The 14,660-nt window shown below is 74.8% G+C and carries 17 protein-coding genes; 8 read left to right on the top strand and 9 right to left on the bottom strand.

The annotated features are described in order from the left end of the window. Positions 1 to 37: 37 nt before the first annotated feature. Together M8330_RS12015 and M8330_RS12020 are read right to left on the bottom strand one after the other, a co-directional pair. Positions 38 to 694, bottom strand: coding sequence for a hypothetical protein (locus M8330_RS12015; RefSeq protein ID WP_250827510.1), 657 nt, complete (start codon positions 692 to 694; stop codon positions 38 to 40). Between the two features lie 142 nt (positions 695 to 836). Then, positions 837 to 1,391 (bottom strand): TetR/AcrR family transcriptional regulator, encoded by a 555-nt coding sequence (locus tag M8330_RS12020; RefSeq protein WP_250827511.1) that lies wholly within the window; start codon positions 1,389 to 1,391, stop codon positions 837 to 839. A 98-nt stretch (positions 1,392 to 1,489) separates the two neighbouring features. Here M8330_RS12020 and M8330_RS12025 point away from each other — a divergent pair, with 98 nt between their 5' ends. Next, positions 1,490 to 2,389: an NAD-dependent epimerase/dehydratase family protein gene (locus tag M8330_RS12025; RefSeq protein ID WP_250827512.1), complete on the top strand. Its 900-nt coding sequence runs from the start codon at positions 1,490 to 1,492 to the stop codon at positions 2,387 to 2,389. Between the two features lie 3 nt (positions 2,390 to 2,392). Here the strand turns inward: M8330_RS12025 and M8330_RS12030 are convergent, their stop codons facing one another. Next, the gene (locus tag M8330_RS12030) at positions 2,393 to 2,665 is read right to left on the bottom strand and encodes a hypothetical protein (protein ID WP_250827513.1); all 273 of its coding nucleotides are present in this window, start codon (positions 2,663 to 2,665) and stop codon (positions 2,393 to 2,395) included. Positions 2,666 to 2,780: 115 nt separating this feature from the next. Between M8330_RS12030 and M8330_RS12035 the strand changes: the two genes are divergently transcribed. After that, positions 2,781 to 3,614, top strand: coding sequence for an alpha/beta fold hydrolase (locus tag M8330_RS12035; protein ID WP_250827514.1), 834 nt, complete (start codon positions 2,781 to 2,783; stop codon positions 3,612 to 3,614). Positions 3,615 to 3,683: 69 nt separating this feature from the next. Further along, positions 3,684 to 4,565, top strand: a complete 882-nt coding sequence (locus M8330_RS12040) for an aldo/keto reductase (RefSeq protein WP_250827515.1) — start codon at positions 3,684 to 3,686, stop codon at positions 4,563 to 4,565. Between the two features lie 26 nt (positions 4,566 to 4,591). Here M8330_RS12040 and M8330_RS12045 read toward each other — a convergent pair whose 3' ends face one another. The 4 genes from M8330_RS12045 to M8330_RS12060 all read right to left on the bottom strand — a co-directional run bounded on the left by M8330_RS12045 (position 4,592) and on the right by M8330_RS12060 (position 6,985). Beyond that, positions 4,592 to 5,287, bottom strand: coding sequence for a hypothetical protein (locus M8330_RS12045; RefSeq protein ID WP_250827516.1), 696 nt, complete (start codon positions 5,285 to 5,287; stop codon positions 4,592 to 4,594). Continuing rightward, the gene (locus M8330_RS12050) at positions 5,284 to 5,799 is read right to left on the bottom strand and encodes a hypothetical protein (protein ID WP_250827517.1); all 516 of its coding nucleotides are present in this window, start codon (positions 5,797 to 5,799) and stop codon (positions 5,284 to 5,286) included. The genes M8330_RS12045 and M8330_RS12050 overlap by 4 nt, the downstream gene beginning before the upstream one ends. 215 nt (positions 5,800 to 6,014) lie before the next feature. Then, on the bottom strand, positions 6,015 to 6,446 hold the full coding sequence (locus M8330_RS12055; RefSeq protein ID WP_250055942.1) for a universal stress protein: 432 nt from the start codon (positions 6,444 to 6,446) through the stop codon (positions 6,015 to 6,017). Positions 6,447 to 6,568: 122 nt separating this feature from the next. Beyond that, complete coding sequence (locus M8330_RS12060) at positions 6,569 to 6,985, bottom strand: universal stress protein (protein WP_250827518.1); 417 nt, start codon at positions 6,983 to 6,985, stop codon at positions 6,569 to 6,571. Between the two features lie 172 nt (positions 6,986 to 7,157). Here M8330_RS12060 and M8330_RS12065 point away from each other — a divergent pair, with 172 nt between their 5' ends. After that, positions 7,158 to 8,225, top strand: coding sequence for a Gfo/Idh/MocA family protein (locus M8330_RS12065; protein WP_250827519.1), 1,068 nt, complete (start codon positions 7,158 to 7,160; stop codon positions 8,223 to 8,225). Between the two features lie 12 nt (positions 8,226 to 8,237). Here the strand turns inward: M8330_RS12065 and M8330_RS12070 are convergent, their stop codons facing one another. Together M8330_RS12070 and M8330_RS12075 are read right to left on the bottom strand one after the other, a co-directional pair. Then, entirely contained in the window at positions 8,238 to 9,113 is an 876-nt protein-coding gene (locus M8330_RS12070; RefSeq protein ID WP_250827520.1) for an LLM class flavin-dependent oxidoreductase, read from the bottom strand. Between the two features lie 130 nt (positions 9,114 to 9,243). Next, positions 9,244 to 11,286: a glycoside hydrolase family 5 protein gene (locus M8330_RS12075; protein WP_250827521.1), complete on the bottom strand. Its 2,043-nt coding sequence runs from the start codon at positions 11,284 to 11,286 to the stop codon at positions 9,244 to 9,246. A 501-nt stretch (positions 11,287 to 11,787) separates the two neighbouring features. On the opposite strand from M8330_RS12075, the gene M8330_RS12080 reads away from it, so the two are divergent. Genes M8330_RS12080 through M8330_RS12095 form a run of 4 tightly spaced genes read left to right on the top strand, consistent with a single transcriptional unit; the run spans position 11,788 to position 14,607 of the window. Beyond that, positions 11,788 to 12,870 carry an SDR family NAD(P)-dependent oxidoreductase gene (locus M8330_RS12080; protein ID WP_250827522.1) on the top strand — a complete coding sequence of 361 codons (1,083 nt, stop codon included), beginning with the start codon at positions 11,788 to 11,790 and terminating at the stop codon, positions 12,868 to 12,870. Positions 12,871 to 12,899: 29 nt separating this feature from the next. Next, the gene (locus tag M8330_RS12085; RefSeq protein ID WP_250055951.1) at positions 12,900 to 13,589 is read left to right on the top strand and encodes a hypothetical protein; all 690 of its coding nucleotides are present in this window, start codon (positions 12,900 to 12,902) and stop codon (positions 13,587 to 13,589) included. Between the two features lie 47 nt (positions 13,590 to 13,636). After that, on the top strand, positions 13,637 to 14,137 hold the full coding sequence (locus M8330_RS12090) for a glutathione peroxidase (protein ID WP_250827523.1): 501 nt from the start codon (positions 13,637 to 13,639) through the stop codon (positions 14,135 to 14,137). Next, positions 14,134 to 14,607 carry an SRPBCC family protein gene (locus M8330_RS12095; protein WP_250827524.1) on the top strand — a complete coding sequence of 158 codons (474 nt, stop codon included), beginning with the start codon at positions 14,134 to 14,136 and terminating at the stop codon, positions 14,605 to 14,607. The genes M8330_RS12090 and M8330_RS12095 overlap by 4 nt, the downstream gene beginning before the upstream one ends. Positions 14,608 to 14,660: the final 53 nt, after the last annotated feature.

Raw genomic sequence — 14,660 nt, forward strand, 5'->3', positions numbered from 1 at the left:
GCCAGTGGGTGGCCCGCTCGGTGCAGGAGCATGCGGCTCAGAGGCCGCTGGGACCCTGCCCGCCGACGGCGGCCACCAGGTGCGCGCCGACGTGCTCGGCGTTGGCGCGGCGGACCTCGTCGGGCAGCGGGGGCAGCTGGTCGGCCCAGTCGACCAGTGTCGACCCGCGCAGCTGGAGCACCCGGGCAGGCCGGGCCCAGAAGAACAGGTGCAGGTGCGCCCCACCGTCCCCGTACCGGGCCAGGTGGCAGCGGTGCACCGAGGGCAGCGACTCGGCCGCCGCCGTGACGGCCGCGATCAGGACGCCCATCTCCGCGGCCAGGTCGGCCGGGAGGTCGGCCAGGTCGTGGTGGGCGCGGGGCTGGAGCATCAGCTCGGACGGCAGCCCGCCGGCCAGCACCTTCAGCAGCCACCGCTCGTTGCTCCAGGCCAGCGGGCCCTCGGCGAAGCCCTCGCCGCGGCAGCGGCAGGTGGCCGGGTCCTCACCCTGGCGGTCGGGCTCGGCGTCGGCCAGGGGAGCCAGCGGCTTCATCCGCAGCCCGTCGAGCTCGTAGGGGTAGATGTCCCACGCGACCATCGCCTCGTCGACCGTGAACGGCAGCCGGCCCGCCGCGTCCGTCTGGTCCATCAGTCGTGCGTGGTAGGCCTCGGCTGACTCCGGGCCCGACTCCGGGGCTGGCTCCTGCGTGCTCATGGCCGCATCCAACCAGGGCCGGCATCGCAGGACCGGAACAACGGGCTGCCTCCCCGACGCGCGAGGCGCTGACCTACACGGACAGCGGCGACCGCCTGCTACGTCGGTCGTTGTTCCGGTCCGGCGACGGGACGTGCAGGCCTCAGAGCGCGGACGCGGCGGAGGCGACCTCGTCCACCACGTCGGTGAGGACGCGGTCGGGGTCGGCCCGCCAGATCGTCAGCGCGGTGCGCCAGGCACTGAGCGCGGCCTCGCCAGCGAGCCGGGCGGCCACCGCGTCGGCGCCGCCCGCGACCAGTCCCTCGGCCATCGCGCCGACCATCTGCTGCTGACGCAGCAGGTCGCGACCGGCCAGGGCGGGCACGGCCGGGATGACGCGGGCGCTGAGCAGCGGCCGCTCGGGCTCCTCGGCGACGTAGCCGGCGAACAGGCGCAGCGCGGTCATGGCAGCGTCGCGCGGTGGGGAGCCGTCGTCCTGGGCCTCACGGGCCGTGGTGGCCAGCGTGGCGAGCAGGTCGGTGTTGTCGGGGAAGAACGCGTCGACCTTGTCGGGGAAGTGCCGGTAGAAGGTCCGCTCGGTGACGCCGGCGGCGGCCGCGATCTGGGCGACCGTCGTGGCTTCGTACCCCTGCTCGGCGCTCAGGGTCAGGGCGGCGCGCTCGAGGCGTCCGCGCGCTCCCGGCTCCCAGCGACCCATGCACTCATCCTAGGCGCGGGGGGTGGTGATGTCAGTTTCTGACATGGCGCGCTATGGTCGGTGATGTCAGACCATGACATCACCGAGAGGAACTCATCATGCGCGTCTTCGTCACCGGGGCCTCCGGCTGGATCGCCTCCGCCGTCGTCCCCCAGCTCGTGGCCCGCGGGCACGAGGTCACCGGCCTCGCTCGCTCCGAGGCCTCCGCCGCGGTCGTGGAGAAGCGGGGAGGCACCGCCCTGCGCGGCGACCTCGCCGATCACGCTCTGCTGGCTCGCGCCGCGGCCGAGCACGACGCCGTCGTCCACCTCGCCTTCGACCACTCCGACATGAACGACATCAACGGCGCCGCCGAGCGGGAGGCTGTCGCGATGGCCGCCCTCACGGCCGCGCTCGAGGGGAGCGGGACGCCGGTGGTCGCCGCGTCCGGCACGCCCTTCGGCACCGGCCGCGACACCACCGAGGAGGACGCCCTGCCGACCGAGGGCCCGACCGGGGCCCGCGGGCGCAACGAGGTCAGCCTCTTCGCCACCGCGCAGCGGGGCGTGCGGCCCGCCGTCGTCCGGCTGCCCCGCTCGGTGCACGGCGACGGTGACCGGCACGGGTTCGTGCCGGCGCTGGTCGGCATCTTCCGCGAGGCGGGCCGCGCGATGTACGTCGGCGAGGGCAGCAACCGCTGGTGCGCGGTGCACGTCGAGGACGCCGGCCGGGTGTTCGTGGCCGCGGTCGAGGGCCTCGCGGCGGGGTCGGTGCCCCCGGCGTCCGTCCTGCACGCGGTCGGCGAGACCGGGGTGCCGGTCAAGGTGCTCGCCGAGGCGCTGGGTTCCCGGCTGGGGCTGGAGGCCGTCTCGGTCGGACCCGAGCCGCTGGGCTTCTTCGGGAGGCTCCAGCTGGTCGACCACGGCACCACGGCCGAGCGCACCCGCGCGCAGCTGGGCTGGGAGCCGACCGGTCCGACGCTGCTCGAGGACGTCGCCGCGGGGGTCTACGACGCCTGAGGGCTACCGGCCGCGGGCCGCGAGCACGAGGCGTGGGCGCGTGACGAACCAGTAGAACGCGACGCCGATCAGGCCCAGGACCAGCATGAGCGCGATCGACATGCCCTTGGCCTGGCCGGTCGCCGCCCAGAGTGCGGACGGGCGGCCGGCGGCGTCGACGAGCGAGAGCACCCACAGTGCGAGGGGGAGGATCACCAGCACCGCCACGACGACGAGGAGTGCCACCTCCACGCCGTGCGGGAGGAGCGGGTTCAGTTCGGAGGCCAGGGCGTGCACGGTGCTGATCCTCCCGCGCGTGGGGCTGCGACGGCGGCACGTGGCGGCGACTGGTCGGTCACAGCCCTCCCCGCGGGCGGGGCCGCGCCCCGGGCGCCTTGCTAGCGTCGCGGAGGTGTCGAGCGCCGCCAGCAGCCCCAGCCGGATCACCCTCCTCGCCGACGACGGCGCCGAGCTCCGGGTCGCCGACCACGGAGCCGTCGGGGCACGCACCGTGGTGCTGCTGCCGGGCTTCCGCGCGCCGGCGTCCTCGTGGCGGTTCCAGGTGCCCGCCCTGGTCGACGCGGGGTTCCGCGTCCTGGCCGTGGACCTGCGGGGGCACGGGGACGCGTCGCCGAACCCGCCCGGCACCACGATGACGCGACGCGCGGCCGACGTGGAGACCGTGCTCGAGGCCTACGGGCTGGAGGAGGTCGACCTGGTCGGCGGGTCGATGGGCGGCAACACGATCTGGGCCTACCTGGACGCGCACGGTGCGGGCCGGGTGCGGCGCGTGGTGACCGTGGACCAGCCGCCGCGGATGCTCAACGGCCCCGACTGGGCCCACGGCTACTACGGCTACGACGAGAGCAACCGGGACACCTTCTTCGCGGGTGAGGTGCCCCCGACCGGGCACGGCACCCCGCTGTGGCGCCGTCCGCGGCGGGTGGCTCGGATGCTGCGCGCGATGGGTCGTACCCCGGGCGGCGGCTCGGGCCTCGGACGCGGTGACCTGGACGTCCTGGGCGACCACGCGCGCGCCGACTGGCGCCCCGTCATCGCCCGGGACCTGGTGCCGGCGCTGTTCCTGGCCGGCGCCGAGAGCGAGCTGTGGCCGAGCAGCCACGCCGCCGCCTCGGCCGCGCTCGCGGCCGGTGCCCGCGCGGCCGTCGTCGACGGTGCCGGGCACGCCACGAACATGGAGCAGCCGCGCGCCGTCAACCGCGCGCTGCTGGACTGGCTGGGCTGAGCCGGGCGCCCACGGCCCACGGACCGTGCAGGTGGTGGGGCCGTCGGTGCCGGCTGGCAGGGTGGAGGCATGACGCTCCCCACCCGCACGCTCGGCCCCTTCACCGTCTCCGCGATCGGCCTCGGCGCCATGCCGCTGTCCATGGGCGCGAACGTCCGCCCCGACAAGGAGCAGGCGATCGCCACGGTGCACGCGGCGCTGGACGCCGGCGTCACCTTCATCGACACCGCCGACTGCTACGCCCCGTCGTGGGACACGATGGGCCACAACGAGGCGCTCGTCGCCGAGGCGCTGGCCGCGTACGGCGACACCAGCCACGTCACCGTCGCCACGAAGGGCGGCATCACCCGCGCCGACGGCGAGGTGTGGGGTCGTGACGGCTCCCCCGAGCACCTGCGCGCGGCGGTCGAGGCGTCCCTGCGCAACCTGCGCACCGACGTCATCGACCTCTACCAGTGGCACCGTCCAGACCGCTGGCGCGTGTACGGCGAGGTCGTCGAGACCTTCAAGGCCCTGCAGGACGAGGGCAAGATCAAGGCCGTCGGCATCTCCAACGCCAACATCGAGGAGATCGACGTCGCCCTCGAGGTGCTCGGCGAGGGCGGCCTGGCCAGCGTGCAGAACCAGTTCGCGCCGAACTTCCGCTCCTCGCGCGAGGAGATGGAGCACTGCGGCGAGCACGGCGTCGCCTTCCTGCCGTGGAGCCCGCTCGGCGGCACCGGCCAGGGCAGCAAGGACGTCGGCCTGAGCTACCCGGTCTTCCACGAGATCGGCGCCGAGCGCGGCGTCAGCCCGCAGCAGGTCGTCCTCGCCTGGGAGCTCTCGCTGGGCGACCACGTCATCCCGATCCCCGGCGCCTCCCGGCCGGCCTCCATCAGCGACTCCGCGCAGGCGGCGGGCCTGCCGCTGAGCACCGACGAGATCGCCCGCATCGAGGGCCAGTTCAGCTGAGAGGGCCTGTCAGCTGAGCGGACCCGTCAGCCGAGCGGTACCACGGGCCCCAGCGGGGTGGGCTCGACGCTCGTCGTCGGGCCCGACCGCAGGGCGCGGACGCCGGCCTGGTCGGCGTCGACGCGGCGCACCGGGGCCTCGTCGACCAGCAGCGGCCACCGGTGCGGGGCCCGGCCGACGTAGGTGAGGGTGTCGGTGACCGGGCGTCCCTCCACGCACACGCGGCCGGCCTCGAGCCGCACCAGGTCGTAGGCCCGCGCCGCGCGGCCCTCGACGACGTCCAGCACCGCCAGCTCGGCCGGGTCGACGAGCATCAGCGCGGCCTCCTCGGTGTGCCCGGGCGCCTCGACGAGCGTCACGGGCACGTCCCCGCGGTGGGTCAGGCCGTCGCACCACACGCTGGCCAGGCCCTCCAGCGTGCAGGCGAGGTGCACGGCGGGCAGCGGGGTCGCGTTGCGCAACACCTTGCCCGGGCACGCGTTGGAGCCGTAGCCCACCAGAGGTACCCGCTCCTCCAGCGGGCTCGCCCCGGCCGCGGTGAGCCAGGTGGCGAGGTCGGGGCGATCGGGGCGGTCGACGACCCAGTCGGTACCGGTGCGCTCCAGCGGCCACAGCAGGCCGCCGTCGTCCACCACGAAGGAGCCTGCCGGCCGCTCGCCCGGGTACGGATCGGGGGCGAAGGCCGAGGCGTGCTCGCCGGGCCGCACCGGGCGCGGGCTCACCGTGCCGGGGAGGCGCAGGCGATCTCGCCGCGCAGCCGAGCGCGCAGGGCCCACACGAGCAGGCCGACGGCCAGCACCTGGAGGACCGGCTGCACCGGCTCGAACCAGGTGATCGCACCGGCCGAGCCCAGCGCCAGCAGGACGAGCTTGTTGCAGACCGGGCAGCCGACGGCGAAGTAGGTGAGCAGCCCACCGACCCAGCCGCGGCGGGTGCCGGGGCCGGCGTCCTCACCGTCGTCCGTGATGACCGTGAGCGGCGAGCGGACGTAGGTCGCGGCGAGCAGGCCGCCGAGCACGCTGGAGACCAGCAGGGCCGGCCACGCCCACGCCGTCGGCGGGATCTCGCGGCCGAAGACGGGGTTGGGGATCAGGTCCGTCGGCAGGCCGACGACCAGGATCGCCGCGACGGCGGTCAGCAGGGCCACGCCCCAGCGGCGGGCGGGCCACCGGCGCAGGGCGCTCCACGCTGCCTGCTCGGGGACCTGCGGTCGGTCGGGTGCGGTGGTGCTCATGCGTCGGCTCCGTCGGTGGGTCGGCATATCCCCCATGGGGGTCTTCGTCACCGTAGCGGACGGGTGGTGGTCTCGACGTGCGCTCCTCGCCGGTGCTCGTCGCAGCTCGACCACCGAGGCGGGGCTGATCCCGGTGGTCTCGAGACTTCGTCCTTCCTCGACCTCCGGGAGCAGCCCGGGACTCGCTCCCCTCGACCTCCGGGGGAGCAGGAGGCTCAGCGCTCGACGGTGTGCGCGACGTAGACGTCGCAGGGGGCCTTGTGCATGACGTCGGTGGCGATGGAGCCGAAGACGCGGCTGGGGCCCTGGACGCGCTTGTTGCCGATGACGATCAGCTCGGCGTCGACCTCGTGGGCACGCTGCACGAGCGCCTCGCCCGGCTTGCCCTCGACGGCGCTGGGCTCGGCGACGAGCGCCGGCAGGTCGCGCTTGAGGTTGTAGATGACGTGGACGGCGTGCTCGGCGGCCAGGTCCTCGGTGGACCGGTCGAACTTCTCCGGGCCTTCCTCGACGACCTCGGTCTTGAACTTCTCGTAGGCGGAGACCACGTGCAGCGTGGCCCCGGTGGCGACGGCGAGCTCAGCGGCCTTGCGGGCGGCGGTCTCGGCGGTGGCGCTGGCGTCCACGCCGACGACGATGTTCTTCATCTGCTTCCCTCCTGGTCCCGGGACTTCGCCGGGGTCGTGCGGTGCCGAGCCGCTGCTCGACGACCGTGCTGTGTTGCTGACAAGTGTTCCACCTCACATCGGTGGCACGTGCTGCGGGTCGCTCACTTCCCGTGGGTGTGCACGACGTAGACGTCGCAGGGGGCCTTCGCCATCACCGACGTGGCCACGCTGCCGAAGACCCGGGCGACGCCCTGGACCCGCTTGTTGCCGATGACGATCAGCCCGGCGCTCAGCTCGGCGGCCCGCTGCACGAGCGCGTCGCCCGGCTTGCCGTCGACCGGCGAGGCGCTGACCCGCAGGCCGGGGGTGGCGGCGCGCAGGGACGCGGCCAGGCGCCCCGCGACGGACGTGGCGTCGTCCTCGGTCGCGAAGTGCGCCGCCTCGCCGGCCTCCACCGCGTCGTAGGCGGAGACGATCTCCAGGCGCGAGTCGTGGGCCACGGCGATCTGCGCGGCCCGGCGCGCGGCCGCGGCGGCGGTCTCGCTGCCGTCCACGCCGACCACGACGACGTCGTACATGCCTGGTGCCCTCCGCTCGCCGGCCGGACGAGGTGGCCGACCGAGTCCATGGTCCCACGAGCGGGGGCGGTGGCTGAGGGTCATCGGTCCCGACACGGCTGCCGATCCTGAGGGGGAATTGACTGCTCGGAGGCTGTTGGCACGTGCCATCCGCGCGGCTACGTTCAGCCTCATGGCAACTGAGATCACACCGCTGAAGCTGGGTGTCGTCGGTTACTCCGTCGGCGGGCGCTTCTTCCACGCCCCCTTCGTCGAGGCCGCCGAGGGCGTCGAGCTCGCGGGCGTCGTCACCCGCTCCGAGGCCCGCCGCAAGGAGCTGGCCGAGGACTACCCCGGCGTCCCCGTCTTCGACTCCCTCACCGACATGCTCGCCGCGGGCGTCGTCGAGGCCGTCACGATCACCACCCCGCCGGCCACGCACCGCGAGCTCGCGCTCGAGGCGATCGCCGCCGGCGTCCACGTGCTCATGGACAAGCCGTTCATGCCCACCGCCGAGGTGGCGCGCGAGGTGGCGCAGGCAGCGCAGGACGCCGGCGTGGTGCTCGCCCCGTTCCACAACCGCCGCACCGACGCCGACGTCCGCACCCTGGCCGGCGTGATGGAGGCCGGACGCCTCGGCCCGATCTGGCGCGTCCACTCCCGCTTCGACCTCGACGAGGCGCACGGCGTGGAGGGCGGCGAGAACGGCGGCCTCCTGCGCGACCTGGGCAGCCACGTCGTCGACCAGGTCGTCGGCCTGCTCGGCCCGGTCACCCACGTGCTCGGCCACCTCGACCACGCCGACATCCCCGACGTCGGCCGTGGCGGTGGCCTGACCGACGTGTCCTTCCACCTCACGCTCACCCACGCCTCGGGCGCCATGTCGACGGTGGAGTCGACCAAGACCGTCCACCTGGCCCAGCGCGAGCTGCTCGCCTACGGCGAGGCCGGCAGCTACCAGTCGCTCTCGCGCGACGTGCAGGCCCAGGACGTCTTCGCAGGCCTGCGGCCCGCCGCCGACCCCGAGGGCTGGGGGTACGACAGCCCCGAGAACGCCGGCTGGCTGCGCACCGCCGACGGCGAGGAGCGGGTGCCCTCGGCCCAGGGCCGCTACCACGACATGTACACCGCGTTCGCGCAGGCCGTGGCCGGCACCGGTGCCCCGGTGGTCACCGTCGAGGAGGCGATCCACGTCCTCGCGATCCTCGACGCGGCCCGGGTCTCGGCGGCCGAGAAGCGCCTGGTCGCCGTCGAGCAGTAGGCGAGGAGAGGCTCAGCGCCAGCGCGGCAGGACGTCGGCCACGACCCGCTCGAGGTCGGCGTCCTCGCCCGCGTAGGGCTCGCCGGTGCGCGGCCAGTGGGTGATGAGGTCGGTGAAGCCGAGGGCGGCGGCGCGGCCGGTCATCTCCTCGAACAGGTCGGTGCTGGAGAGCGCGAACAGCCCGTGGCTGAACCTGGCGGGCGCGTCCATCAGCAGGTACCGCGGGAACGACGCGCGGTCGCGGCCGGCCTTCTCCAGCGCCTCGTCCAGCGTCGCGGTCATCTCCGCCAGGTGCGCGAACCAGCCGTCGAGGTCGTCGGCCGGGCGGCCCGTCGTCATCCACCCCTCGCCCACCCGGGCGGCGTAGCGGATCGAGCGCGGCCCGTTGCCGGAGACCACGAACGGGGTGGACGGCGTCGGCGCGGTGCGTGCGTCGACGGTGCTGAACCAGGTGCCCGCCGCGTCCACGTGGTCCTCCGAGCGCAGGCGCCGCAGCAGGTCGGTGAACTCCTGGAAGCGGTCGACGCGCTCCTTGGCGCTCATGTCGGGCAGGCCCAGCTTGGCCGAGTCGAGGTCGCCCCCGACGCCGAGGCCGAGCAGGAAGCGGCCGCCCGAGATCTCGTCGAGCGCCTGGACCTCCCGGTACAGCGGCAGCGGGTGCCGGAAGTTCGGCGCGGTGACCGCGGTGCCGAGCCCGATCCGGCTGGTCAGCGCCGCGGCGGCCGCCAGGGTGGTGAGCGCGTCGCGCCACGGCGACTCCGGCAGCGAGCCCCACGTCAGGTGGTCGTAGGTCCAGGCGTGGTCGAGGCCCATCTCCTCCGCCGCGACCCAGCGGGGTCGGGACTCGGCCCAGGACAGGTCGGTCAGCAGGGTCACTCCGAAGCGCACGCGGCCACGGTAGTGGCGGCCGCGTGCGCCCCGAAGCCGGGACGCCCCGAAGCCGGGACGTCATGCGGAGCGGACGCAGTGTCCCTCAGAGGTATGACGTCCCGGCCGGGCCGGCGGGGTCAGGCGCCGCTCACCAGGAGACCTGGTCGACCCCGAGGGTGCCGCTCCAGCCGCCACCGTTGTTGACCTGCAGGCCGACGATGCGGACGCGGTCCAGCGAGGCGGGCACCGTGAACCGCACCGTGTTCCAGCCGTCCTCCAGGCGCGTGCTCGGCCCGGTGCCGGCGGCCCAGGTGCCGGTGCCGGCGGGCACGTGCACGTGCAGGACGACGTCGTCGCCGGGGTCCAGGTCGGTCACCGAGGCCGTGCCGACCGCGGGGTAGCCGGTGCCGGGCCGCACCGTCAGCGCCCCGGCGCCCGCCCACGTGTCGGTGGTGCGGCGGCCCACCGTGGCCGAGCCCCACCGGGTGGAGAAGCCCTCGGTGCCGGCGTCGAAGGTGAGGCGCGGTGCGACCGCGTCCACGTCGTCGACGTAGATCCGGCCGGTCCAGCCGCTGCCGTTGTTGACCTGCAGGCCGGCGATGATCGCCCCGGCGTCGGGCACGGTGAACCGCACGGTGGTCCACGCGCCTGCCTGGAGCGTCACGGCGCCGCCGACCCAGGCCCGCCACGAGGGGTCGAACGTCATCGGGGAGACGCTGACCGGCGCGGTGCCGTCGCCGCGGTCGGGGGCCCACACGCGCATCGTCACCTCGGACCCGCCCCGCACCTGGCCGCTCAGCCCCTGGGAGCCGACGCCGAACCCGGCCGCCGGCCAGCCGGCACCGCTGAGGTCGAGGGCGAGGGCACCGGTGCCGCTGCGCGCGGTGCCGGCCCAGGAGGAGACGCCGATCGAGCCCCAGCGGGCCTTCCAGCCGTGGGTGCCGGACTCGAAGGTCTGCAGGGCGGTCGGGTCGACGGGCACGGGCGTGCCGCCGGGCTCCGTGGGCGGGGCGCCGGCGTCGTCGTCGGGCAGCGTCCGGGTCTGGAGGTGCTCGCGGTAGCCGGCGCCGTAGGCGGTCGGGGTGCCCTGCCAGTCGGAGATGAGCGCCGGCATGCTCGAGCAGTCGGCCGTGCTCCACGACCACGCGAGGTAGCCGATGCCGTGCTCGTCGGCCCACGGGAGGATGCGGTCGAGGAAGTCGCGACCGCACCCGTCCTGGCCGACCTCGGTGAGCAGCACCGGCACCTCCTCGGCCACCGGTGCGGCCGTCGCGTCCCAGCAGGAGGCGGTGCTGCAGCCGGAGAAGTTGTAGACGTGCCAGCCGGCCACCACCTGGCCCTGCGGGTCGGTGGGCCGGAACTGCGACCAGCGCTCGAGGTCGCCGCCCCACAGCAGCCCGGTGACGATCAGCGGCTGGGTGGCGCCGACCGAGCGCACCGCGTCCACCAGCTCCTGCATGCCGGCGGCGCGCCAGCCCTCGGCGGTGGTGCAGCCGTCGCGCCAGCAGCTCCAGGAGATGTCGTGCGGCTCGTTGAACAGCTCGAACATCACGCTCGGGTCGTCGGCGAAGCGGGTGGCGACGCTGCGCCAGAAGTCGATGCTGTGGTCGGCGTTGGGCGCGGGCTCCTGCGCGGTGGCGCGGGTGCTGCCGTGGTGGCTCCAGTGCAGGTCGAGGACGACGGCCAGGCCGGCGTCGTGCAGCCGCGCGACGAAGCCCTCCACGGCCGCGCGGTAGCTCTCCCCGCTCCAGCGCGGGTCGACGCCGTTGATGCCGAGCCAGCAGGTCTCGTTGAGGGGCAGTCGCACGGTGTTGACGCCCCAGGCGAGCATCGACTGGATCGCGGCGGCGTCGGTGGGGCCGTCGAAGAAGCCCCAGCCCTGCACGCAGGCGTACTCGGTGCCGGGGCGGTTGAGGCCGGCCACGTGCAGCGTGCTGCCGGTGCGGGCGTCGACGAGGCGCTCGCCGCGGACCTCGGGCTCGGGCGGACCCTCGGGGGTCGCGCCGGCGAGGGTGGTGCTGGTGCTGGTGCTGGTGCTGGTGCTGGTGCTGGTGCTGGTGCTCGTGCTGGTGCTGGTCGGGGTCTGGGGGAGTGCGGCCGAGGCGGGGAGCACGGCGCCGAGGAGCAGCGCGGTGACGGGGGCCAGGGCCACGACGGCGGCGCGCAGGCGGCCGGCGGGGACGGGCGACATGGGGGATCTCCGAGAGGTGAGGGGTCGAGCAGCGGGGGTGGGCAGGGGAGTGAGCAGGGGCTGAGCAGGGGTGGGGTGGGGACGACGTCCTGGCCCCGGACGTGGCGCTGGGGGCGGCACAGGAGGCACGGACGAGCGCCGTGGAGGCCCGGACCCGCCTCAGGCGGCGGTGTCGAACGGGCGTGGCGTGACCGGTGCGGTCGGGGGACCGGTGCCCGGGGCGCGACTGGCGGGCTGGCGCGCCCCGGTACGGGGTCGTGTCTGCATGGCGTCTCCCGAGAAGGACTCGCATGGGCGATGCGGGCGGCGACGATGGATCGGCATCGAGCGTCGGCGACGGCTTCGTCGTCGTCCACGGTGCGCCAGCCTGCACGCCGGCACGTGCGACTTCCGCATCCTGGTGTCGTTTTCGGGACCTTGGTCCCACGCGGGTGTCCACTCTGTCCACAGGTGTCCTGACCTGCTCGGATCGTCGCCGCGGCGCCCGGCTACGGTCGGGTCGTGAGCACACGAGCACCGGCCTCCCGCACGGCACGGGGAGTGGCGCTGGGCCTGTCACGGAGCCTGTCACTGGGCCTGGCGCGCGCCGCCACCCGCGCGCTGGACGTGGCCGCCGACCGCGCGGTCCTGCCCGGGTACGCGGCCACCGGCCCCCGGCTGCGCCGTGCGGGCTGGCGGCTCGACCCGGCCCGCCGCGACCCCGAGCCCGGCAGCCTGGCCGGTCGGCACGTCGTCGTCACCGGGGCCACCTCCGGCATCGGCCGGGCCACGGCCGTCGGGCTGGCGGGGCTGGGCGCCGTCGTCCACCTGCTCGGGCGCGACCCGGCCAAGGTGGCCGCGGAGGCCGCCGACCTGCGGGCGCAGGGCGCGCAGGTGGTGGAGGAGGTCTGCGACGTCGGCGACCTCGACGCCGTGGCGGCCTGGTGCGCGGACCTGCTCGGCCGGGTCGACGCGCTGCACGGCCTGGTGCACAACGCCGGCGTCCTCACCACCGAGCGGCAGGAGAGCCCGCAGGGCCACGAGCAGGGGCTCGCCGTGCACGTGCTCGGCCCGCACCTGATGACCGCCCTCCTCCTCCCGGCCCTGCGGACGGGGCGGGGCAGCGTGCTGTGGATGAGCTCGGGCGGCATGTACACCGCGGGCCTGCACGCCGACTCCGTCGACGACCTCGAGCACCGCCGCCCCGAGGACCTGCCCTACGACGGGGTCCGTGCCTACGCGCGCACCAAGCGGATGCAGGTCGTGCTCGCCGACGCCTGGGCCCGGCGCACCCGGGGCACCGGCGTGCTGGTCGCCTCGATGCACCCCGGGTGGGTGGCGACCCCCGGGCTCACCGACGCGCTGCCGGGGTTCGACCGGCTGCTGCGACCGCTGCTGCGCGACGCCGCCGAGGGCGCCGACACCGCGGTCTGGTTCGTGGCCACCCGCCCCTCGACCGCCCGGGGCACGTTCTTCCACGACAGAGCGCCCCGCCCCGTCCACCAGGTGCCGCGCACGCGGGCACGCCGGCAGGGGGACGCGGAGGCCCGGCAGCGGTTCCTGGCGCTGGTCGCCGAGGCCTCCGGAGGCCCGGACCTGGGGTGAGCGTGCCCCGACCCCCGATACTGGGCGCCATGCGTCGCCGCAGCCTCCGCACGATCGTGCTCGTCCTCGTGCTGGTCCTCCTCCAGGCCCCGCTGGCCGCGACCTGGTGGACGCAGCACCGGCTCGCCTCCGACGGGGAGCGCGAGCAGGTCGCCGCCACCGCCGCGGACGACGGGGAGCAGGTCGCGGTGCGGCTGCCCGACGCGGTGGTCGAGGCGCTGGTGGCCCAGGCCGGTGACGAGGCCGGTGACCAGGCGAGCGGCCGGGGGCTCAGCGACGACGACCGCACCTTCCAGGTGGCCGTCGACGACGAGACCTGGCAGCAGGTGAGCGACGAGGGCACCGCCGAGGTGCGCTGGGACGCCGAGGACCCCACCACCTTCGCCGTGGCCGGGCAGAAGCTGCCGCTGGGCGGGGTGCTCGTGCTCGACGTCATCGTGCTCGTGGCCCTCGGCCTGGCCGTGCTGCTGCGCCGCCGCAGGCGCCCCGAGCTGCGGATGGTCAGCGACGACGCGCTCGCCGTCGACGACGGGGAGCCGGTGCTCGAGCGGCTCGGCGGGCAGCGCTACCGGGTGCGCGGGGTGGTCGCGGAGGTCGGCGACGGCCGGGTCTGGCTGGACGTGGCGGACCGCCGCGTCCGGGTCAGCGGCGAGGACCTCGGCCCGCTCGCCCCGTCCGTGGGCGACACCGTCAGCGTCGTCGGGACGATGGTGGGCTGACGCCTGGGGGAGACGCCCGTGCACCCCCGCCCGTCATGCTGGCAGGCATGACGAGTCTCAGCTCCTTCTCCGCCCGCGGCATCGACGGCGCGGACGTCGACCTCTCCGAGTACGCCGGCCAGGTCGTGCTCGTGGTCAACACCGCCTCCCAGTGCGGGTTCACGCCGCAGTACCAGGGCCTCCAGGGGCTCTACGACGACTTCGCGTCACGCGGGTTCACCGTGCTCGGCTTCCCCTGCGACCAGTTCGCCCACCAGGAGCCCGGCGACGAGGGCGAGATCGCGTCCTTCTGCGAGCGGAACTTCGGGGTCTCCTTCCCGCTGTTCGCCAAGATCGACGTCAACGGGCCCGAGACCCACCCGGTCTTCGACTGGCTCAAGGGCGAGAAGAAGGGGCTGCTCGGCGGCCGGATCAACTGGAACTTCACCAAGTTCCTCGTCGGCCGCGACGGTGCGGTGCTGCGCCGCTACTCCCCGAAGACGACCCCCGAGAGCATCCGCGACGACGTGGAGGCCGCGCTCGCCGCCCCCGCCGGAGGTACCCCGTGACCCGCTTCTCCGCCTCCACCGAGGCCACCGCCGTCATCACCGCCACCCGCGCCGAGGTCTGGGCCGTGCTCAGCGACCCCGACGCCGTCGCCGAGCTGACGCCCTTCGTCTCGCGGATCACCGCCGACGGCGACCACTGGCGCTGGCAGCTGGGCGGGCTGGAGGTGGCCGGCATGAACGTCTCGCCCGCCTTCACCGAGGCGATGACCTACGACGAGCCCAGCCGGATCGAGTTCCGCCACGACCCGCCGGAGGGCACGACGGAGCGCTCGTCGGTCGAGGGCTGGTACGACCTGGCCGAGGCGGACGGCGGCACCCGGCTGTCCACCAGTCTCGAGATCACCCTCGACCTGCCGCTGCCGAAGCTCTCCGGCCCGGTGGTGCGCACCACCATGAAGCAGGTGATCAACCAGATGGGCGACCGGTTCTCCGAGAACCTGCTGCGCCGGCTGGACGCCCAGGAGGTCTGAGCCCCGCCTGGAACGATCCACGTCTGTGCGGTGCGTCACTTGCGGTCGTTGCG

This window comes from Nocardioides bruguierae (assembly GCF_023656415.1).
In the GTDB taxonomy this organism is placed as follows: domain Bacteria; phylum Actinomycetota; class Actinomycetes; order Propionibacteriales; family Nocardioidaceae; genus Nocardioides; species Nocardioides bruguierae.